We start from the raw sequence: 19,930 nt of genomic DNA, 5'->3' as shown, positions 1-19,930 counted from the left end.
CGGATCAACCGAAGCGCCCCATGATGTAGTCCTGCGTGCGCTGATCGCTGGGATTGGTGAACATCTTGTCCGTATCGTCCTCTTCCACCAGATTGCCGAGGTGGAACATGGCCGTGCGCTGCGACACGCGCGCCGCCTGCTGCATGGAGTGGGTGACGATGACGATCGAATAGTTGGTCCGCAGTTCGTGGATCAGTTCCTCGACCCTTGCGGTGGCGATCGGGTCCAGCGCCGAGCAGGGTTCATCCATCAGGATGACTTCCGGCGAGACGGCGACGGCACGCGCGATGCACAGGCGCTGCTGCTGGCCACCGGAAAGACCGGTGCCGCCTTCCTGCAGGCGATCCTTGACCTCGCTCCAGAGGCCGGCCTTCTGCAGGCTCGCCTCGACGATCTGGTCGAGGTCGGTCTTCGAGCGCGCCAGTCCGTGGATGCGCGGGCCATAGGCGACGTTTTCGTAGATCGACTTGGGGAACGGGTTCGGCTTCTGGAAGACCATGCCGACGCGGGCGCGCAGTTCCACCACGTCGATGGACGGATCGTGGACGTCCTGGCCGTCGAGCGTGATCAGGCCTGTCACCTTGGCGCCCTGGATCGTGTCGTTCATGCGGTTCAGGCAGCGCAGGAAGGTGGACTTGCCGCAGCCGGACGGGCCGATCAGGGCCGTCACCGTGTTGTTGCGGACGCCGAGGTTGACGTCGAAGAGTGCCCGCTTCTCGCCGTAATAGACCGAGACGTCCTTGCCGACCATCTTGTAATTGATATCATTCATCTTTTTAACCAGAGCCTTCTCAGCAGCAGCGTCGGACAACATATTCATATGGTGCTCTCCTTTACCACCGGCGCTCAAAGCGGCGGCGAAGAATTATCGCAATCAGGTTCATGAACAGCAGGAACACGAGCAGCACGATGATGGCACCGGAGGCTCGCTCGAAGAACGCCGGATCACCACGCTGTGTCCAGTTATACACCTGGACCGGCAAGGCGGAAGCCGGATCGAAAAAGCCGTCGGGCGGACCGGCCGGATATTCGCGCACGAAGGCCACCATGCCGATCAGCAGCAGCGGCGCAGTCTCGCCCAACGCCTGGGCGAGGCCGATGATGGTGCCGGTGAGAATGCCAGGCATGGCAAGCGGCACCACGTGATGGAAGATTGCCTGCATCTTCGACGCGCCGACGCCGAGAGCCGCATCGCGGATCGACGGAGGTACCGCCTTCAAGGCAGCGCGGGTGGCGATGATGATCGTCGGAAGCGTCATCAAGGTCAAGACGAGGCCACCCACCACAGGCGCCGATTGCGGCAGCCCGACGAAGTTGATGAAGACCGCCAGGCCGAGGATGCCGAAGACGATCGAGGGCACCGCCGCCAGGTTTGCGATGTTCACCTCGATGAGGTCGGTGAGGCGGTTCTTGGGTGCGAATTCTTCCAGGTAGATGGATGCAGCCACCCCGATCGGCAGCGAGAGCACCAGCACGATCAGCATCATGTAGAGGGAGCCGAGGATGGCGACGCCCAGACCGGCGGCTTCTGGCCGCGTATCGGATGCATCGGGATTGGTGAAGAAGTCCCAGTTGAAGCGGGTCGTGAGGATGCCGGCTTCCTTCAGCTGGTCGGCGAGGATCAGCTGCTCGGGCGAGACGTTTCGGTCGAGTTCCGCACTCGCCATCGTGACGCGGCCCTTGTAGTAGCCATCGATACGACCGGAGGCGAGCAGGTTGAACTCCACGGTTTCGCCGATCTGCGAGGGGTCGTTGAGCACGTACCGGCGCAGCATGGCCGGCTCCTCCCCGGAGATCAGGTCGGCGGCGTCATCCGAATCGATCCCCGTGAGGCCGCGTTCCGCCATGGCGGCCGCCAGCGAATCCTCGATCAGCGGAGCGTAACCGAATGTCGAGACCTTGGAGATCTCCGCAATGTCGCGCGCGCCGGTCTTGTCGAGCCTTGCCGGATCCAGATAGATATCGAGCGTGATATAGGTCTGCCGGAAGGTCGAGGCGCCGTTTGCGAAGATGGAGACCAGCAGGCCGACCAGCGCCAGGACGCCGATGGCAACGGCAATCTGGCCCATCAGCCGGAAACGGCGCTCTCCGGCATTGCGGCGGCGGGTTCGTGCATTGTCGGTCAGCGACGGCTTGGCATGGGTAGTTGCGGCGGTCATATCGGTCATTCGTACTGCTCCCGGTATCTGCGCACGATGTAGAGGGCCAGTACGTTCAGCCCGAGGGTTATGACGAAAAGGGTGAGGCCAAGGGCAAAGGCGACCAAGGTCTCCGGGCTTGCAAACTCCGTGTCCCCGGTCAGCTGGCTGACGATCTTCACGGTAACGGTCGTCATCGCCTCGAAGGGGTTGAGGTCAAGCCTGGCGGCTGCACCCGCGCCCAGCACCACGATCATCGTCTCGCCGATGGCCCGGCTTGCGGCGAGCAGGATGGCGCCGACGATGCCCGGAAGGGCGGCCGGCAGGATGACCCGCTTGATGGTCTCGGACTGGGTTGCACCCAGGGCATAGGAACCGTCGCGCATCGCTTGCGGTACGGCATTGATGATGTCGTCGGACAGCGAACTGACGAACGGGATGATCATCACACCCATGACGATGCCTGCGGTCAACACCGAGGAAGACGAAGTGCCGAGACCCAGCGGCTGCGCGATCCAGTCGCGCAGAAAGGGGCCGAAGGTGATCAGCGCGAAGAGACCGTAGACGATGGTCGGAATGCCGGCGAGGATTTCGATGGCGGGCTTTGCGAAGCTGCGCAGGGTCGAGCCCGCATAATCGGCAAGATAGATCGCGATCATCAGGCCGAGCGGGACCGCCACCAGCAGTGCCACCAGCGAAACGTAGAGCGTACCCCAGAGCAGCGGCAGGATGCCCAGATCGGAACCGCCGCGGAACTGAGGGTTCCAGACCGTGGAGAAGAAGAACTCCGACGCGGGATACATCTTGAAGAAATTGATGGTTTCGAAAACCAGCGAGAAGACGATCCCGGCTGTCGTGAGGATGGCGATTGTGGACGAGCCGATCAACAGAGTCAGAATGAAGTTTTCGCTGACATTGCGAGCCCGCATTCTCGGCTCGATGCGTCTGATCGACCATGCGAGAAGGCCGAGGGCAAGTCCAATGACGGCAATCGTCATGACCAGCCGGCCGATATCGGCACCTTGGCGATAGGCTTGCGCAGCCAGGTAAACTTCCTGCGGCACGTCACCAGCCAGGGCCACACCGACCTCGGCCAGGCGGGCGCGGATCGTGGAGAAGTCGACTTCGCCACTGTTGAGGGCTTCTTCGCTCAACTCGGTATTTGCCAGGACGGCATCGAGCCCGCCGGCAATCTGTCGCACATCCGACATGACGAGGCTCAAGGCACCGCCCTGCGGGATCACGCTGTCGGGGATCATGCCGCTGACGCGACTTTCGATGATGATCGGCTGCACGAATAGCCAGGCAACCATCAGAAGCAATGCGGGGACGGCGGTGAACAGAGCGACTGTCTGTCCGTAATAGCTCGGAAGAGAGTGAAGTTTCACTCCGCTCTCCGCAGAAGCGGCAAGGGCTTGACGCCTGCCGAAGAAATAGCCGAGTGCGGCGAGCACCAGGACTACGAGGACAATGCTGCCGACGCTCATCTCGTCCATACCCTTCACGAACAGGAAACTGGCGGCGCACTCGCTGCGCCGCCAGAAGTGGTGGCAGTGACTTAGAGCGCGCCCATCGGGGTGCGGTTCTTAACGGCTTCCTGCGTCTTGGCAAGCTCCGGATCGGACACCAGGCCGTAGTTGGCAAGCGGGCCGTCAGGACCTGCGATCTCGTCCGAGACGAAGAACTCAACGTATTCCTGCAGACCCGGGATTACGTCCAGGTGAGCGTTCTTGACGTAGAAGTAGAGCGGACGCGAAACCGGATAGTCGCCGGAAGCGATCGTCTCGACAGTCGGCTCGATGCCGCCCATGGTCGCGACGCGCAACTTGTCGGTGTTGTTCTGGTAGAAGGACAAACCGAAGACGCCGATGGCGTTCTTGTTGGCGTCGATGCGCGACAGGGTTTCGGTGTAGTCGCCATCGATATCGACTGAAACGCCGTCCGTGCGGAGCTGCATGCAGGCCTTGGCAGCGGCCTTCTTGTCGCCGGCATTTTCAGCGGCAAGAGCTTCCATCGTGCCGTTTTCTTCACAGCCCGCTACGATGACCTTTTCGTCGAAGACTTCGCGCGTGCCGTGCTTGGTGCCCGGAATGAACGCGAGGATCGGCTGTTCCGGCAGGTCGGAGCGGATGTCGCTCCAGTTCTTGTTCGTGTTGTCGACGAGCTTGCCGTCCTTGACAACCTTGGCAGCAAGCGCTGCGTGCCAGTCGGCCGGAGTGAAGGCGTACTCAGCACCGTTGATGTCCGAGGCGAAGACGATGCCGTCGTAGCCGATGCGAACTTCCTGGATCTCGTTCACGCCATTGGCCTTGCAGGTGTCGATGTCCGACTGGCTGATGCGCGAGGAGGAGTTTGCGATGTCGATGGTGTTCTCACCCACGCCTTCGCAAAGCTTCTTGCGGCCGGCGCCCGAACCACCGGACTCGACAACCGGAGTCGGATGTTCGAAGTTCTCGCCGAAGGCTTCAGCGACGATGGATGCGTACGGCAGAACTGTGGAGGAGCCTGCGATCTGGATCTGGTCACGCGCTGAGGCAACGCCCGAGGTGGCCAGCACAATTGCGGCAACCGCGCAGCTTCCAAGATACTTCTTCATGGATTTTCTCCCTAAGAATTCGGATTGACGCTTGTGCGTCGGCTCCCCTCTATAGGTCCCGCATAACAGTTTTGTGACAGATTTATATCACTTCCAAGACGTGGGCGCAGACCGCCGCTCAGCCCACTCCCAAAGGGTTCCGGCTCAGCCGAGCCGGGTCGTCGCCACCAGCACGAGCGCCGTCACACCGATCGCGAGACTCGCGCCCAGAAGGAGCGCCGGCATCGTCAGGATCAGCGGCAGCAAAAGCATCACGACGGCGAAGCCGCTATCGATGGCGAGATGCGCCGGCATGGTAAGATATGGCTTCCAGCCAAGTTCGTAGTCGGTGATCAGGGCATAGAGGACTGCAAAGCCGCCAAGCAGAACAAAGACTGCCAGAACTGCGCCCTGAGCACCGCTGAGCAAGGTGAGAACAATTATGCCGAGACCGACCGTATAGTCGGCAACCCCATGAACCAGCGTTGGTACGAACCGCATGAACCCTCCTCCAAGGGTGGCATTCTCGCCACGTTGCCTGAACGGCCAGCGGGTGCCTGCCGCCCTTCGACACTATCCTTCCTGTTGCGGAAAAGGGGGCGAACCGCCCCCCCCTACCCTCGTTGCATCTCTCGGGCTTAACCGAGAGTGCCGGAGTGATGCCTAGAGCCGGCTTGCCGTCTCCTGCATCCAGGCGCGGTGGCGCTGCTCGTCGGCCAGTGCCTTCTCGAAGAAGGCCTTCGACTTCGGCATCGCCTCCTGATGCTGCGACGCACGCTCATAGGCGGTGACGGTGTCGTCTTCGTTGGTCTTCATCGCCTTCAGAATTGCACCATCGCCCATCATGTCGGCCATCGCGATCTTGCCGGTCGTCAGCATCTGCTTCATGTCGCCTTTGGTCGGTGCGTCGATGGCGAGTTCGCGGGCCATCTCGTTCAGCACGTCGAGATGCTGCAGGTGATCATGGAGGAAGCTTTCCACCTGGCTGCTCAGCGTCTTGTCGTCGAGCCGCTCGATCGTCGATTCGTAAGCGGCAATCGCGTCGCGCTCGAGATAGATCAGGTTGGTAACCAGCTTTTCGATGCTGGATTCATTTCCGACCATGGTGACCATGTCTGTGCTCCTTCATTTGCGTTGACACAGGCCCCCCAACCAGCCGGCCGCCGCAGCGTTCCCGAGCGGGCGCATAAACAACAGCTTTCGGATGACAAGGCGGTGCGGCGAACGCGGAATCGGCGCCTGCAGCTTTCCGGCCTGTCGTGCAGATATCGTTGGAGCAAGAGAGATGTGCGATGCGAGCCGCAGCGGGCGTCTGGCGCCAGTCCGCGTCGATCGTCAGTGTTCAGATGGAAGTGCGCCATTCTAACGGCGGTCTCGGTGGAGGCGGCCGCCGGCGCCGTGCCGGCCGTCCGTAAAGGTGGGCCTCTCCAGGCGCCAGGCGCACTCGGTGCAAGCCTTCGTCACGGAATCCACCTCCCCGCGGACGGGGAGGCAGATTTCTTGCAGGAGATTAGAACCTGTAGTTCACGCCTGCCTTGATCGTGTGGTCGCTGACGTTGGTCTCGGAGGTCGAGACGCCGTTGAAGCTGCGCACGTCGCCGGTGCGGGTGTAGTTGTATTCCACCCGTCCGGAAATCTGCTCGTTGAACTTCTGCTCGACGCCGGCGCCGACCAGCCAGCCCGGCTTCCAGCCATCGGGACCCTGGGCATTGCCGCTGTCGCGCAGGCTCGTCATCGCACCACCTGCGGTGCCGTAGACCAGCGTGTCACCAAGCGGTGCGCCGACCTTGCCCTTGGCAGCGATCCGGTAGCGCTCCTTGAGCTCGCCGCCCGGGACGTCGACTTCGGTGTCGCCCATGTGGGAGAGTTCAAGCTCGCCGCCGACGACGACGCCGCCCATTTCGGCATTGTAACCGCCATGGACGCCGCCCATGAATTCTTTGTCGCCCGAGAACGGGCTCATGCTTTCGGAACCGGTGCCGGCGTGGAGACCGACATAGGCGCCGGTCCAGCCGCCGGACGACGCGACGGGCGCCTCATAGGCCGGGGCAGGATCGGAATAGGTGAGGTCCGCAGCCATGACAGGCGTAGCGGCAAATGCGGCGGCAATCGCCAGGGCGAAGGGCGTCGTGTTCATGATGTTTACTCCGTACAGCGCCTGCATCTTCCCATGCAGGCAATTACTCAGGTTACAGACTTCCGGCAGCGACCGCCCCAACAGCCCTCATGGCACCACCGGCAAGCTTCGATCAATATGTCGGAAATCCTTAAAGGCTTTGTTAATTTTGTCCGCGTGACGGCTGGATTTGGGGCCAATGCAGGTCACGAAAACGAGAGGATGCGGCAAGGGCGGGCAGCACTTCCTCATCTCAGCAAGGAGGGATAGCGGCACCGCCCCGATCCCTCGTCGTCCTCAACCTGTCCTTTCGTCATCCTCGCGCTCGGCTGAACCCGCTGCCCTTGGCATGGATCCTCGGATCAAGTCCGAGGATGACGAAAGTGAGGGAGGTGCCAGGGGTGGCTCACGAGACGCCGGAGCGAGCCGCATCCTTCGAGGGCCGGCCTTGCTCGTCCACCTCAGGATGAGGAGGAGTGTGTGGCACCGCCTCTCCATCGTCATCCTCCGCCCCATCCTTTCGTCATCCGCCGCCCCATGCTTTCGTCATCCTCGTCCTTGATCCGAGGATCCAAACCCAAGCCCTCCTCGCCGCAATCATTCTTTCCGCGCCGCCGCCAGTCGTCCTAACCCGTTGATGTCGCTGCCCTGTGCGTGGATCCTCGGGTCAAGCCCGAGGATGACGAAAGAGAGGGAGGTGCCATGGGTGCCTCACGGGACGCCGGAGCGAGACGGATCCTTTGAGGGCCGGGCTTTGCCCGCCCACCTCAGGATGAGGGGGAACGCGTGGCACCGCCCCATCCTTTCGTCATCCTCAGCCCTATCCTTTCGTCATCCTCGGGCCTGACCCGAGGATCCAAAACCAAGCCCTCCCCGCTAAAATCATTTTTTCCGCATCACCCCAATCCGCCTAACCCGTTGATGTCGCTGGCCTGTGCGTGGATCCTCGGGTCAAGCCGAGGATGACAAACAGAAAAATTCGTCTCCCGTCATCCACCCCCTCCCAACCCATGCCCATATTCCCCCCGTTCCGCTCTCGGATACACCGGCAGGCGTGCCGGCGAGGTGGGGCCGGCGCCGGGTGTGAGGGGACGACGTAAAATCTCACCTCCGGGGTTCGCGGAAAATGGTCTCCCTCCGGCGACACGGGGAGAGGCGCGGGGTTTCGGACCGGACCCTCGTCTCTTGAAGCCCGAAAGAGCGCGCCGGGCGTGCCTGTGCGGCACACAGGGGGGTCTCGGGATTGGTGTCGCCGGATGAATACGTCCGTCGCGACAGCGAGCGTTCGGCGAAGGTGCCTTAAGTGTTGGCGGTAACTTGGTCCGCGCGGGCTTTTGGCAACCAGACGAGCACCGTTCCCGGAAGACCCTTGCAGAGAGACCGGAGTCGCGGGCAACAACCGCCGAACGGGGCGCTGAGAGGTGCCACATAAACTAAAACTTACGAGGCAGCTTTCAGCGCCCCGTCCGAATTTGAAAGTTTTGAAGATCGCCAAGGGAGGAGTGCGTCTTGTCTGCAGCGTCGCGTGCCCGCCCCCGCCCTTCGAGGCTGCGCCCTGCGGGCTGCGCACCTCAGGGTGAGGGCTTCAAGAGATTCAAGGGATTCGACGGCAGCGCTCACTCCGCCCTCATCCTGAGGTGGGAGCGCAGCGACCCTCGAAGGATCGGGCGGCCACGATCGACGCCCCCCAACAGGTGCCCGGCAGAGCGGATGAGGGGCAGCCTCGGCGCGAGCCACGGGCGGCCACCCCTTACCCCTCCCTACTGCAGGAAGCGCGGCACCGGCGCACCGCCGTTGGCGGACATGCCGTTGAGCGGCTCTTCCGCCATCGCATGGCCACCATCGAGGCCTGTCGCGACAACGGAGACGCGGAACATGCCGTCGAGGTTGCGGTCGAAGATGGCCCCGACGACGATGTCGGCATCATCCATGACTTCGTCGCGGATGCGGCTTGCCGCTTCATCGACTTCAAACAGCGTCATGTCGGCGCCGCCGGAGATCGAGATCAGCACGCCTTTGGCGCCTTTCATCGAGATCTCGTCGAGAAGCGGATTGGCGATCGCAGCCTCGGCCGCGACCAAGGCGCGTCCGTCACCGGACGCTTCGCCTGTGCCCATCATGGCACGGCCCATGCCCTTCATCACCGATTTGACGTCGGCAAAGTCCAGGTTGATCAGGCCTTCCTTGACGATCAGATCGGTGATGCAGCCGACGCCGGAGAACAGCACGCGGTCGGCGGTCATGAAGGCGTCGGAAAACGTGGTCTTGGCATCCGCAATGCGGAAGAGATTCTGGTTAGGAATGACAATCACCGTATCGGCGGCGCGGCGCAGTTCCTCGATACCGGCATCGGCCGTCTTCATGCGGCGGTTGCCTTCGAAGGTGAAGGGCTTCGTCACGACCCCAACCGTCAGAATGCCGGCGTTGCGCGCCGCCTGGGCGATCACCGGGGCAGCACCGGTGCCGGTGCCGCCGCCCATGCCGGCGGTCACGAAGCACATGTGGCAACCCGACAGATGGTCCATGATCTCGTCGATGGATTCCTCCGCCGCGGCGCGACCGATCTCCGGCAGAGAGCCGGCGCCGAGACCTTCGGTCACCGTCGTGCCGAGCTGGATCCGCCGCGTTGCCTTGGAGGTCGCCAGCACCTGCGCATCGGTGTTGGCGGCGATGAACTCGACGCCCTCGAGCTCCTCGGCGATCATGTTGTTGATGGCATTGCCGCCGCCGCCGCCCACACCAATCACGGTGATCTTCGGCCGCATTTCCGTGATCGAGTGCTTCTTGTCTTCCGACATGGACAGGTCCTTTGCGCAGAGTGCTTTTGGCGCGCCGCCCGTGGCGCTGCCGAATCGATTGCCAGAGTAGGCCCGCAACAAGGCAGAGGCTTGGCAAAAGGACAAGATACCGCCGTATTCGCTTCGTTCGCTGGATGCGCGGGTCGCAGGCCAGGATCCAAGATAATCTAAATTAGAAAAATCTACCAAGCAAATGATCGACAATGAACTTCCGCGAGTGCGCACAAGAAAAAACCCTGCCGAGGGGAAGCGGCAGGGTCAGGACTGGAGGTCATTTATTGTTGTGTGACTGCGCCAGGGGAACGCTGCCGGTTATGTCTCATGTAGGCATCCGTATTCGGCCTTGCCAATGGCGCCGCCGCAAACGGGGGACGTTGAACGGTGGATCTTGCGTTCCGGTCAGTTGCGACCGCGTCCTTCATTTCATCTTAACAACCCATCAGAGGCGATCCGGTTCCACTTTTCCTTAACCAGGCGGTGATACTCATTATCGGCGTGGTATTTAGGATCGAGGCCAACCGTGGGAGCTCCGTCTTTCCGCTTCAAACACTATGACCTGAAAGGTCAAAGAGCAGGCACCTCCGTGGAGGTCACCCTCAGCGCGGTCAACAACGTCCGCCTGATGACGGCGGTGAACTTCCAGCGCTTCAAGGAGCTGCTCGATTTCAAGTACGTCGGCGGCGTCGCCAAGAAATCGCCCATTCGGCTGGTCGTTCCCGAAGATGGGCACTGGCACCTGATCGTCGACATGGAAGGCCATCACGGGCTGGCCGAGTCCGCCGTCAAGCTCACGCCGCCTTCCGCAGCAGCGCAGCGACGGGTCTCCTAAGGCTCACCCCGCTCCTTGCGCAGCTTCGACCACCAGTCGAGGCGCTTGCGGATGTCGCGCTCGAAGCCGCGCTCCGGCGGGTCATAGTAGAGCTGGCGACCCATCTTCTCCGGAAAATAGTTCTGGCCTGAAAAGGCATCCGGCTCGTCGTGATCGTAGCGATAGCCGTCACCATAGCCCTCTCCCTTCATCAGCTTCGTGGGAGCATTGAGGATGTGCTTCGGCGGCAGCAGGGAGCCATTCTCCTTGGCCGCCCGCATCGCCGCCTTGTAGGCGGTGTAGACGGCGTTCGATTTCGGCGCGGTGGCCAGATAGACGCAGGCCTGCGCCAGCGCCAGTTCGCCCTCCGGCGAGCCGAGATAATCATAGGCATCCTTGGCGGCATTGCAGATGACGAGCGCCTGGGGATCGGCCAGCCCGATGTCTTCCACCGCCATGCGCACCAGCCGCCGTCCGAGATAGAGCGGGTCCTCGCCGGCATCGAACATGCGGCAGAGATAGTAGAGCGCCGCATCGGGATCGGACCCGCGCACCGACTTGTGCAAAGCCGAGATCAGATTGTAGTGGCCGTCCTGGCCCTTGTCGTAGACGGGCGCCCTACGCTGGACGATCTGCGTCAGGCCCGCCGTATCGAAGACCTCGCCCTCGCGTGCTGCCCGCCAGACCTCCTCGGCGAGCGTCAGCACGGCGCGCCCGTCGCCGTCGGCCATGCGGATCAGGCTGGCGCGGGCATCGTCATCGAGCGGCAGCGGCCGTCCCTCGGTCTGCTCCGCCCGCGTCAGCAACTCCTGAAGGCTGCGCTCGTCATGCGGGCCGAAGGTCAGGACCCGGGCGCGCGACAAAAGAGCGGCGTTGAGCTCGAAGCTCGGATTTTCCGTGGTGGCGCCGACAAGGATGACCGTGCCGTCCTCCATCACCGGCAGGAAGCTGTCCTGCTGGGCACGGTTGAAGCGGTGGATCTCGTCGACGAAGAGCAGGGTCTGGCGGCCCTCCATGCGGCGCATGCGCGCCGTCTCGAACACCTTCTTGAGATCGGCGACGCCGGAGAAGATCGCCGAGATCTGCTCGAAGGCGAGGCCCGTCTCGCCCGAGAGCAGGCGTGCGACCGTCGTCTTGCCGGTGCCGGGTGGACCCCAGAAGATCATCGAGCCGAGCGAGCCGGCGCTGATCATCCGCTGGAGTACGCCGTCTGCGCCCGTCAGATGATCCTGCCCCGTCACCTCCGCCAGCGACTTCGGCCGCAGGCGGTCGGCAAGAGGTCGCCGGTTGGCGACCTCTTCGGGGACCTTCGGCGCAAACAGATCGCCCTTCATCGAAAGAACTGCCTGATCCGCTGGCCGTCCCGCTCGATCTCGACGCGCCAGAAGCCAGGATCCTCGTCCAGCATGTCTTCCATGGCCTCGCTCGACTGCACCGCCACGCCGTTCAGCGACACGATGATGTCCTTCGGCCGGAAGCCGATGCGGCTGCCGGGCGAATTGCGCACGACATCGACGACCACGACACCGCTTTTGTCGGCGGGCATGCGCAGTTCCGTTGCCAGCCGGGGCGAGAGGTTTCCGACGCGGATGCCGGCGAAGGGATTGCGTCCCTCGATCAGCCGCTCGTCGCGGGCGGGGGTTTCCGGCGCCGTATTCAGGGCGATCGTCACCTCTCGGCTGCTGCCGCTTGCCTGTACGGTCAGCACCGCCTCCTCGCCAAGACCGGCGGTCGTCAGGCGGTAGCCGAGTGCATCGGGATGCTCCACCTCGATGCCGTTGACGGCGGTAACGACTTCGCCCGGCTTGACACCCGCGGTATCGGCCGGACCGCCTTCGGCCACGCCGACGACCAGCGCACCGCGGGCAGCCGTCAGGCCGAGCGCCTCGGCGACGTCAGAGGTGACGGGCTCGAAGCTTGCGCCGATGTAGGGCCGCTCGAAGGTCTGGTCGCCCTCCTCGGCGGCCGCCAGGAAAACCTTCACCAAATTGGCGGGGATGGCGAAGCCGATGCCGTTCGACCCGCCGCCACGGGAGAAGATCGCCGTGTTGATGCCGATCAGCTCACCGTTCATGTTCATGAGCGCGCCCCCGGAATTGCCGGGATTGATCGAGGCATCGGTCTGGATGAAGAAACCGAAGTCGCCGGGCGTCACCTGGTTGCGGGCAAGCCCTGAGACGATGCCGCTTGTTACCGTCTGGCCAACACCGAAGGGATTGCCGACGGCCAGCACCAGATCACCCACTTCAACGGCGTCGGAATCACCGATGGGCAGGACGGGAAAATTTTCGTTCGCACCGACCCGCAGGACGGCAAGATCAAGGGTCGCGTCCTTCAGCAGGACCTCGGAGGCAAACTCCCGTCCGTCCGCGAGCGCAACCTTGATATCGGTGGCGCCCTCGATGACGTGGTTGTTGGTGACGATCAATCCGCCTGCCGAGACAATGACGCCCGAGCCCAGCGACGACTGTCTTTCCGTGCGGTTGGGCATACGCTGGCCGAAGAACTGTTCGAAGAAGGGATCGCCGGCGAACGGGTTCAGCCGCTCTACGGCCCGCTCGGCATAGACATTGACGACGGCACCCGCCGTCTGCTTCACCAGCGGCGCAAAGGACAGCTGCATCTGCGTCTGGCTCTCCGGCACTGTCTTTGCGGTCTGGGCACTGGCAAGTGGCGGGCATAGAAGGGACAGGGCCAAAGCACTGGCGGCAACGCGTTTCAACAGGCTTTGCATGAAATTCCTCTTTGCAAATTCGGAACGATTTTTAACGCGGAACGTCAGAAAGGAAAGCGGCGCGTCGATGCAGTTCATGCACCCGCGCTTTCCTCAATGGAACCACTGGAGAATATTGATGCCCCGTTTTCGTTCCCAATATGGCCGAGCGCTGTCGGTCGGCGCAATCGCGCTCGCCCTTTCCCTCTCGACGGGAGGCCTTCCCGGCCGCTCGACGGCTGCGGCGGCGAGCTTCGATTGCGAGAAAGAGGATCTTGCAGCCGACGAGCAGGCCATCTGCGACACCCGGGCGCTCAACGATGCCGACGTGAAGATGGTGACGACCTTCGACATCCTCTCCAGCCTGCTGGCCATGGGCGCCCGCGGCACCATGCAGGACGACCAGACGACCTGGCTTACGCAACCCCAGGCCTGCGGCGCAGACGTCGCCTGCATCCAGTCCGCCTATGATGCGCGGATGACGGTGCTGACAGAAACCTTCAACGGCCTGCCCCGGCCGCAGTAGATTTCTTAAGCCCCTCCCTACTCCGGCAGGATGCGCACGGCGCCCTTGTCGGCGCTGGAGGCGAAGGCGGCGTAGGCTTTCAGGGCCGTGGTGACGTTACGCTTGCGCGGCGCCACGGGCTTCCAGCCGAGCTTGTCCTGCTCGGTGCGGCGGTGCGCAATCTCCGAGTCGGGAACCAAGAGGTTGATGGTGCGGTTGGGGATGTCGATCTCGATCATGTCGCCTTCGCGTACCAGGCCGATGGCACCACCGTTGGCGGCTTCCGGCGAGGCGTGGCCGATGGAAAGGCCCGAGGTGCCGCCGGAGAAACGGCCGTCGGTGATCAGGGCGCAAGCCTTGCCGAGGCCCTTCGACTTCAGATAGCTCGTCGGATAGAGCATTTCCTGCATGCCGGGACCGCCCTTGGGGCCTTCGTAGCGGATCACGACGACATCGCCGGCCACGACCTCGTTGTTGAGGATCGCCTTCACCGAGGCATCCTGACTTTCGAAGACGCGCGCCGGACCGGTGAACTTCAGGATCGATTCGTCGACGCCCGCCGTCTTCACGATGCAGCCGTCGAGCGCGATATTGCCGTAGAGAACAGCAAGCCCGCCATCCTTCGAGAAGGGGTTCTTGACGGAACGGATGACGCCCTTGTCGCTGTCGGTGTCCAGATCGTCCCAGCGCGAAGACTGCGAGAAGGCAACCTGGGTGGGTACGCCCCCAGGGGCCGCCTTGAAGAAGGTGCGAACCATCTCGCTGTTGGTGCGGGTGATATCCCAACGATCGATGGCGTCGCCCAGTGTCGCTTCATGGACGATCTTGCAGTCGCGGTTGATCAGGCCACCCCGTTCGAGCTCGCCGAGGATGCGCATGATGCCGCCGGCACGGTGCACGTCTTCCATGTGGACGTCGCTCTTGGCCGGAGCCACCTTGGACAGGCAGGGCACCTTGCGTGACAGGCGGTCGATGTCGTCGAGCGTAAAATCGACGTCACCCTCGTAGGCGGCCGCAAGAATATGAAGAACGGTGTTGGTGGAACCGCCCATGGCAATATCGAGGGCCATGGCATTTTCGAATGCTTCCTTGGTCGCAATCGAGCGCGGCAGAACGCTGTAGTCGTCCTGCTCGTAGTGGCGGCGCGCCAGATCGACGATCAGGTGGCCGGCCTCGACGAAGAGGCGCTTGCGATCCGAATGGGTGGCGAGCGTCGAGCCGTTGCCAGGCAAGGACAAGCCGAGCGCTTCCGTCAGGCAGTTCATGGAGTTGGCGGTAAACATCCCAGAGCAGGATCCGCAGGTCGGACAGGCGGCGCGCTCGATCGCCTGAACATCGGCGTCTGACATGGAATCATCGGCTGCGGCGACCATGGCATCGACAAGGTCGAGCGCGACAGTCTTGCCCTGGAGCACGACCTTGCCGGCCTCCATCGGACCGCCGGACACGAAGACGGCCGGAATGTTGAGGCGCATCGCGGCGCTGAGCATGCCCGGGGTGATCTTGTCGCAGTTGGAGATGCAGACCATGGCATCCGCGCAATGCGCGTTGACCATGTATTCAACCGAATCGGAGATGATTTCACGCGACGGCAGCGAATAGAGCATGCCGTCATGACCCATCGCGATGCCGTCGTCGACGGCGATGGTGTTGAACTCCTTGGCCACGCCACCGGCGGCCTCGATCTCGCGGGCTACGAGCTGGCCGAGGTCCTTGAGGTGGACGTGGCCCGGCACGAATTGCGTGAAGGAATTCACCACCGCGATGATGGGCTTGCCGAAATCGCCATCCTTCATGCCGGTGGCGCGCCACAGGCCGCGCGCACCTGCCATGTTGCGGCCGTGGGTCGTGGTTCTGGAACGATAAACAGGCATGCTTTTCTTCCTCGATCTTGTATTTCGGGCGCGCTCTGCACGTGCGGCACAGCCCGGTTTTCTCGGCTTTCCTACTCCAAGGGGCTCGAAGTGTCACTATCAGGCGGGGCAAAACCGGTACGCCCTGCCGGAGGCTCACGCAAACGTGGGCGGGAGATTTCAGGCCGGTGCTGTGAAACTAATCCGTCTCGCGTTACGTATAGCAGACAAAGCCGCTCCGAAGGAGACTGTCATGTCCGTCTATCGCCCGCCCCATATCGCCGCCTCCGAGATCACTCCGCGCGACATCTACATGTCGCGGCGCAAGTTCATGGGCACCGCAGCGGCCGGCTTCGTGATGGCCGGCGCCGGATCGGCGCTCGCTGCGCCGCTCACCGCCGCTTCGAGCCGCTTTTCGACCGACGAGACGCTGACGCCGAAAGAGGCCGTCACCACCTACAACAACTTCTACGAGTTTGGGACCGCCAAGAGCGATCCGGCCGAGAACTCCGGCAACTTCAAGCCGCTTCCCTGGTCCGTGAAAGTGGACGGTCTGGTCGGCAAGCCGCGCGAATTCGACATCGACGAGCTGATGAAGATGCAGCTCGAAGACAGGACCTACTGGATGCGCTGCGTCGAGGGCTGGTCGATGGTCATTCCCTGGATCGGCTTTCCGCTGTCGGCGCTCCTCGACCAGGTGGAGCCGCTCGGCAGCGCCAAATACGTCGCCTTCGAGACTGTGGTGCGTCCGGAGGAAATGCCCGGCCAGACGGGCTTCCTGCAGCCGCTGGAATGGCCCTACATCGAAGGGCTGCGTCTCGACGAAGCGCGCCATCCGCTGACCATCCTCGCCGTCGGGCTCTACGGCGAGACGCTGCCCAACCAGAACGGTGCGCCGATCCGGCTCGTCGTGCCGTGGAAATACGGCTTCAAGGGCATCAAGTCGATCGTCAAGATCTCGCTTGTCGAGGAGCAGCCGGCGACCACCTGGAAGAATTCCAACGCCCGCGAGTATGGCTTCTACTCCAACGTCAATCCGGCCGTCGATCACCCGCGCTGGAGCCAGGCGACGGAACAGCGGATCGGCGAAGGCGGCTTCTTCTCCGTCGCCAACCGCCCCACCCTTCCCTTCAACGGCTATGCCGACGAGGTTGCCAGCCTCTACGAGGGAATGGACCTCAAGGCGAACTTCTGATGGCGTTGATTCCGACCCTGCCCCGCAAGCTGCACGGGGCAAGCATCTGGGCACTCTATGTCGTCGGCCTTTGTCCGGCGGCCTGGTACTTCTACCAGGGAGCCACCGGCGGGCTCGGCGTCAATCCGGTCAAGACCTTCGAACACCTGCTGGGCATCTGGGCGCTGCGCTTCCTGATCGCGACGCTGGCGGTCACGCCGCTGCGCGACTTTGCCGGCATCAACTGGCTGCGCTACCGCCGGGCGCTCGGCCTCCTGGTGTTCTACTACGTCGTGATGCACTTCTCCGTCTGGCTGATCCTCGACCGCGGCCTCGACTTCAGCTCCATTGCCGGCGATATCGTCAAACGGCCCTATATCACCATCGGCATGGTCTGCCTCGTCTCGCTGGTGCCTCTGGCGGTCACCTCCAACAGCTGGTCGATCCGGCGCCTCGGCCAGCGCTGGAGCCAGCTTCACCAGTTGATCTATCCAGTGGCGCTCGGCGGCGCGCTCCACTACCTCCTGGCGATCAAGTCCCTGACTGTCGGCCCGTTCATCCACATTGGGCTGGTCGCGCTGTTGCTGCTCTACCGGCCGCTGCGCAAGCCCTACCTTGCGTGGAAGCGTGGCAAGTCTGCGAACGCCCGGGCGTCACGGTCGTCCATCTGACCGGTCCCTGCTCCTTCTTCCGCGTCGGCCTGCGCCGGGGCTTTTCTTTCACAAAAGGGTCTGCAATACCCCCCGCCAGCCGGCGCAGGATGCGGTGGCGGACATCCCGTGCGTTCGTCGCGGATCAGCGAAAGGAATACCCGTGCTCCAGGCGCTTTATGACAGGACAATGCGGCTCGCCGCAAAGCCGCATGCGGAATACGCGCTCGGCGCCGTCTCCTTCACCGAAAGCTCCTTCTTTCCGATTCCCCCCGATACCCTGCTGATACCCATGGTCCTGTCGGACCGATCCAAGGCCTGGCGGTTTGCCTTCATCTGCACGTTCGCATCCGTCCTCGGCGCGCTCGCGGGCTACTTCATCGGCGCCTTTCTCTTCGACCAGGTCGCACAGCCCGTTCTGGAGCTCTATGGCTACGGCGGCAAGTTCGAGGAATTTGCGGAGCGCTACAATGCATGGGGCGCCTGGATCGTCCTGATCGCCGGACTGACCCCCTTCCCCTTCAAGATCATCACGATCGCAAGCGGCGCTACCCAGCTCAACATTGCGACGTTCCTGATCTTCAGCGTGATCGCACGCGGGGGCCGCTTCTATGCGGTGGCAGGCCTTCTCTACCTGGTGGGGCCGCCGGTACGCGACTTCATCGAGAAGCGCCTGGGGCTCGTGTTCACGCTCGGAGTGGCCGCGTTGCTCGGCGGGTTCGTTGCGGTGAGATACCTGGTGTGAGTAGTCGGGAGTAGGCACTTCGAGATTTCCCGAGGAGAGGATTGCAAATCGAGAACCGTCGTGGATTTCGACTACCGCCTATTCCACCGATGCAGATCTAATCTTAAGGAAATTCACGGTAGACATTCGAGAAACATTCGCCGAAACCAGAGTGGCAGCGATTACTCTGCCTGGGTGTACACCATGGTCCCGAACTTGATCTTTATCGGCCCCTTGCCGCCGCCGGTGCACGGACAGGCAATTGCGACTCGAACGGTCCAGGAGCAACTCCTCAATTTTGGACTGCAGCTCAGGACGATCGACCTTGGAGCCGGAAGCGGCGGGGCACCGGTGACCCAGAAACTACGCCGAGGCGTGGCGCACCTGCGGGCGGGTCTTGCCTGCATTCTTGGTCGCGAGCCCTGCGCCTATATCTCGGTCGGTGCGAACAAGGGCATGTATCTGACGGCACTGATGGCGCTTGCGGCGCGCGCAACGGGCAAGACGATCGTCCTCCATCACCACACCTTTGCGCATGTGGGCAAGCGGGTCTTCAGGATGAAGGCCCTCTCGGCTCTCGCCGGCCCCGCTGCGCGGCACGTCACGATCTGCCCGGCGATGAGCACGCAGCTGAAGAAGGCCTATCCGCGCATCACGAGAACCCTGGAATACAGCAATATCGGGTCCGTGGACGCGAGACTTGCGGAACTGCCGCGTGGGGAGCGCACCTCGGTCACCTTCGGCTTCCTCAGCAACCTGACGACGGAGAAGGGCGTCCATCTTGCTATCGACGTATTCCGGGAGGCCCTGGCGCGCGGTCAGGCGGACAAGCTCGTGCTGGCCGGTCCCTGTAACGACGAGGCTTCACGGCAGGTGGTGGCGGCGGCGACGCGGGAATTCCAGGACAAGCTTCTCTATCTCGGCCCCGTCTATGGCGACCGGAAGACGTCCTTCTTCGAGATGATCGACATCTTCCTGTTCCCCTCCACCTACGCCAACGAGACCCAAGGCATCGTCAATCTGGAAGCCCTGGCCGCCGGTCTTCCGATCGTGGCCTTCGGTCTCTGCTGCATCCCCTCGGACCTCGACGCGCCCTCCTGTATCGTGGTCGAGCCGAGGGGCGGGCCTGAGGCTTTTTCGCAGGCGACGGGACAACTGGCCGGCCTTCTGAAGACGAGATCTCGCGGGGAGATCGCGGGGACGTCACGCGAACAATTTGCGCGTCTGCAGTCACGGCATACTGCGGAGAAGACGGCGCTGGTGGAGGTTCTGGCATCTGCCAGGAAGCACGGGGCCGCTTGAGGCCAAGGATGACCGGTTCCACCCCTCGAGCCTCACCCGCCTACGCCAGCGTTCATATCTCCAAACGCAAAGAAGCCGGGCGCTTCCACCCGGCTTCCTATGCTCTTCCATCGAAATGGAGGATTATGCGGCTTCGGCAGCTTCCATCTCAGCCGCGTGGCGAACCTTGTCGGCTGCGCCCTTGGCGTTGACGTCGCGCTCGACGAACTCGATCACGGCCATCGGTGCATTATCGCCCTGGCGGAAGCCAGCCTTCATGATACGCAGGTACCCGCCATTGCGGGTTGCGTAGCGCGAGGCGATGGCGTCGAACAGCTTGCGGACGGCATCCTGATCCTGGATCTGCGAGATCGCCTGGCGGCGAGCGTGCAGGTCGCCGCGCTTGCCAAGCGTGACAAGCTTTTCGACGATCGGACGGATTTCCTTGGCCTTCGGCAAGGTGGTGAGGATCTGCTCATGCGTGATCAGCGAGGCAGCCATGTTGGCAAACATGGCCTTGCGGTGGCTGGCAGTGCGGTTGAGCTTGCGACCGGCTTTCTGGTGGCGCATCTCTGGTCTCCTTTACTTGCAGGCA

The 19,930-nt window shown here is 62.8% G+C and carries 18 protein-coding genes; 6 read left to right on the top strand and 12 right to left on the bottom strand.

Annotated features, from left to right (window positions below; genetic code table 11):
* Positions 1-4 precede the first annotated feature (4 nt).
* The 8 genes from pstB to ftsZ form a co-directional block, all read right to left on the bottom strand.
* Complete coding sequence (gene pstB / locus M1E10_RS15700) at positions 5-820, bottom strand: phosphate ABC transporter ATP-binding protein (RefSeq protein ID WP_499173765.1); 816 nt, start codon at positions 818-820, stop codon at positions 5-7.
* A 13-nt stretch (positions 821-833) separates the two neighbouring features.
* On the bottom strand, positions 834-2,069 hold the full coding sequence (gene pstA, locus M1E10_RS15695; protein ID WP_499177196.1) for a phosphate ABC transporter permease PstA: 1,236 nt from the start codon (positions 2,067-2,069) through the stop codon (positions 834-836).
* A gap of 95 nt (positions 2,070-2,164) precedes the next feature.
* Complete coding sequence (gene pstC / locus M1E10_RS15690; protein ID WP_499173764.1) at positions 2,165-3,625, bottom strand: PstC family ABC transporter permease; 1,461 nt, start codon at positions 3,623-3,625, stop codon at positions 2,165-2,167.
* Between the two features lie 71 nt (positions 3,626-3,696).
* The gene (locus M1E10_RS15685; protein ID WP_499173763.1) at positions 3,697-4,734 is read right to left on the bottom strand and encodes a type 2 periplasmic-binding domain-containing protein; all 1,038 of its coding nucleotides are present in this window, start codon (positions 4,732-4,734) and stop codon (positions 3,697-3,699) included.
* Positions 4,735-4,878: 144 nt separating this feature from the next.
* Positions 4,879-5,214, bottom strand: coding sequence for an SPW repeat domain-containing protein (locus M1E10_RS15680; protein ID WP_499173762.1), 336 nt, complete (start codon positions 5,212-5,214; stop codon positions 4,879-4,881).
* A 162-nt stretch (positions 5,215-5,376) separates the two neighbouring features.
* The gene (locus M1E10_RS15675; RefSeq protein ID WP_499173761.1) at positions 5,377-5,826 is read right to left on the bottom strand and encodes a DUF2383 domain-containing protein; all 450 of its coding nucleotides are present in this window, start codon (positions 5,824-5,826) and stop codon (positions 5,377-5,379) included.
* Positions 5,827-6,223: 397 nt separating this feature from the next.
* A complete protein-coding gene (locus M1E10_RS15670; protein ID WP_499173760.1) occupies positions 6,224-6,850 on the bottom strand; it encodes an outer membrane protein in 627 nt (208 codons plus the stop codon).
* A 1,739-nt stretch (positions 6,851-8,589) separates the two neighbouring features.
* Entirely contained in the window at positions 8,590-9,627 is a 1,038-nt protein-coding gene (ftsZ, locus tag M1E10_RS15665; RefSeq protein WP_499173759.1) for a cell division protein FtsZ, read from the bottom strand.
* A 520-nt stretch (positions 9,628-10,147) separates the two neighbouring features.
* Between ftsZ and M1E10_RS15660 the strand changes: the two genes are divergently transcribed.
* A complete protein-coding gene (locus M1E10_RS15660; protein ID WP_499173758.1) occupies positions 10,148-10,456 on the top strand; it encodes a DUF1883 domain-containing protein in 309 nt (102 codons plus the stop codon).
* Here the strand turns inward: M1E10_RS15660 and M1E10_RS15655 are convergent.
* Together M1E10_RS15655 and M1E10_RS15650 are read right to left on the bottom strand one after the other, a co-directional pair.
* On the bottom strand, positions 10,453-11,769 hold the full coding sequence (locus tag M1E10_RS15655; protein ID WP_499173757.1) for a replication-associated recombination protein A: 1,317 nt from the start codon (positions 11,767-11,769) through the stop codon (positions 10,453-10,455). The two genes, M1E10_RS15660 and M1E10_RS15655, sit on opposite strands and share 4 nt — an antisense overlap.
* Positions 11,766-13,169: a DegQ family serine endoprotease gene (locus tag M1E10_RS15650; RefSeq protein ID WP_499173756.1), complete on the bottom strand. Its 1,404-nt coding sequence runs from the start codon at positions 13,167-13,169 to the stop codon at positions 11,766-11,768. Before M1E10_RS15650 ends, M1E10_RS15655 begins: the two co-directional genes overlap by 4 nt.
* A 118-nt stretch (positions 13,170-13,287) precedes the next feature.
* On the opposite strand from M1E10_RS15650, the gene M1E10_RS15645 reads away from it, so the two are divergent.
* Complete coding sequence (locus M1E10_RS15645; protein ID WP_499173755.1) at positions 13,288-13,674, top strand: lysozyme inhibitor LprI family protein; 387 nt, start codon at positions 13,288-13,290, stop codon at positions 13,672-13,674.
* A 17-nt stretch (positions 13,675-13,691) separates the two neighbouring features.
* Here the strand turns inward: M1E10_RS15645 and ilvD are convergent, their stop codons facing one another.
* Complete coding sequence (gene ilvD / locus M1E10_RS15640) at positions 13,692-15,527, bottom strand: dihydroxy-acid dehydratase (protein WP_499173754.1); 1,836 nt, start codon at positions 15,525-15,527, stop codon at positions 13,692-13,694.
* Between the two features lie 232 nt (positions 15,528-15,759).
* Between ilvD and msrP the strand changes: the two genes are divergently transcribed.
* The 4 genes from msrP to M1E10_RS15620 all read left to right on the top strand — a co-directional run bounded on the left by msrP (position 15,760) and on the right by M1E10_RS15620 (position 19,356).
* The gene (gene msrP, locus M1E10_RS15635) at positions 15,760-16,701 is read left to right on the top strand and encodes a protein-methionine-sulfoxide reductase catalytic subunit MsrP (RefSeq protein ID WP_499173753.1); all 942 of its coding nucleotides are present in this window, start codon (positions 15,760-15,762) and stop codon (positions 16,699-16,701) included.
* Complete coding sequence (gene msrQ / locus M1E10_RS15630) at positions 16,701-17,351, top strand: protein-methionine-sulfoxide reductase heme-binding subunit MsrQ (RefSeq protein WP_499173752.1); 651 nt, start codon at positions 16,701-16,703, stop codon at positions 17,349-17,351. The genes msrP and msrQ overlap by 1 nt, the downstream gene beginning before the upstream one ends.
* Before the next feature lie 142 nt (positions 17,352-17,493).
* Positions 17,494-18,075, top strand: coding sequence for a YqaA family protein (locus M1E10_RS15625; protein ID WP_499173751.1), 582 nt, complete (start codon positions 17,494-17,496; stop codon positions 18,073-18,075).
* A 183-nt stretch (positions 18,076-18,258) separates the two neighbouring features.
* Positions 18,259-19,356, top strand: coding sequence for a glycosyltransferase family 4 protein (locus tag M1E10_RS15620; RefSeq protein ID WP_499173750.1), 1,098 nt, complete (start codon positions 18,259-18,261; stop codon positions 19,354-19,356).
* A gap of 123 nt (positions 19,357-19,479) precedes the next feature.
* Here the strand turns inward: M1E10_RS15620 and rplQ are convergent, their stop codons facing one another.
* Positions 19,480-19,905 carry a bL17 family ribosomal protein gene (gene rplQ / locus M1E10_RS15615; protein ID WP_499173749.1) on the bottom strand — a complete coding sequence of 142 codons (426 nt, stop codon included), beginning with the start codon at positions 19,903-19,905 and terminating at the stop codon, positions 19,480-19,482.
* Between the last annotated feature and the right edge of the window lie 25 nt (positions 19,906-19,930).

Source organism: Rhizobium sp. PK7-22, from assembly GCF_056530405.1.
This window is presented reverse-complemented; position numbering and strand designations above follow the sequence as displayed.

Excerpts from the sequence above, each read along its gene's own strand:
- pstB (WP_499173765.1), bottom strand. The coding sequence starts at position 820 with ATGAATATGTTGTCCGACGCTGCTGCTGAGAAGGCTCTGGTTAAAAAG.
- pstA (WP_499177196.1), bottom strand. The coding sequence starts at position 2,069 with ATGGGCCAGATTGCCGTTGCCATCGGCGTCCTGGCGCTGGTCGGCCTG.
- pstC (WP_499173764.1), bottom strand. The coding sequence starts at position 3,625 with ATGAGCGTCGGCAGCATTGTCCTCGTAGTCCTGGTGCTCGCCGCACTC.
- M1E10_RS15685 (WP_499173763.1), bottom strand. The coding sequence starts at position 4,734 with ATGAAGAAGTATCTTGGAAGCTGCGCGGTTGCCGCAATTGTGCTGGCC.
- M1E10_RS15680 (WP_499173762.1), bottom strand. The coding sequence starts at position 5,214 with ATGCGGTTCGTACCAACGCTGGTTCATGGGGTTGCCGACTATACGGTC.
- M1E10_RS15675 (WP_499173761.1), bottom strand. The coding sequence starts at position 5,826 with ATGGTCACCATGGTCGGAAATGAATCCAGCATCGAAAAGCTGGTTACC.
- M1E10_RS15670 (WP_499173760.1), bottom strand. The coding sequence starts at position 6,850 with ATGAACACGACGCCCTTCGCCCTGGCGATTGCCGCCGCATTTGCCGCT.
- ftsZ (WP_499173759.1), bottom strand. The coding sequence starts at position 9,627 with ATGTCGGAAGACAAGAAGCACTCGATCACGGAAATGCGGCCGAAGATC.
- M1E10_RS15655 (WP_499173757.1), bottom strand. The coding sequence starts at position 11,769 with ATGAAGGGCGATCTGTTTGCGCCGAAGGTCCCCGAAGAGGTCGCCAAC.
- M1E10_RS15650 (WP_499173756.1), bottom strand. The coding sequence starts at position 13,169 with ATGCAAAGCCTGTTGAAACGCGTTGCCGCCAGTGCTTTGGCCCTGTCC.
- M1E10_RS15645 (WP_499173755.1), top strand. The coding sequence starts at position 13,288 with ATGCCCCGTTTTCGTTCCCAATATGGCCGAGCGCTGTCGGTCGGCGCA.
- ilvD (WP_499173754.1), bottom strand. The coding sequence starts at position 15,527 with ATGCCTGTTTATCGTTCCAGAACCACGACCCACGGCCGCAACATGGCA.
- msrP (WP_499173753.1), top strand. The coding sequence starts at position 15,760 with ATGTCCGTCTATCGCCCGCCCCATATCGCCGCCTCCGAGATCACTCCG.
- msrQ (WP_499173752.1), top strand. The coding sequence starts at position 16,701 with ATGGCGTTGATTCCGACCCTGCCCCGCAAGCTGCACGGGGCAAGCATC.
- M1E10_RS15620 (WP_499173750.1), top strand. The coding sequence starts at position 18,259 with ATGGTCCCGAACTTGATCTTTATCGGCCCCTTGCCGCCGCCGGTGCAC.
- rplQ (WP_499173749.1), bottom strand. The coding sequence starts at position 19,905 with ATGCGCCACCAGAAAGCCGGTCGCAAGCTCAACCGCACTGCCAGCCAC.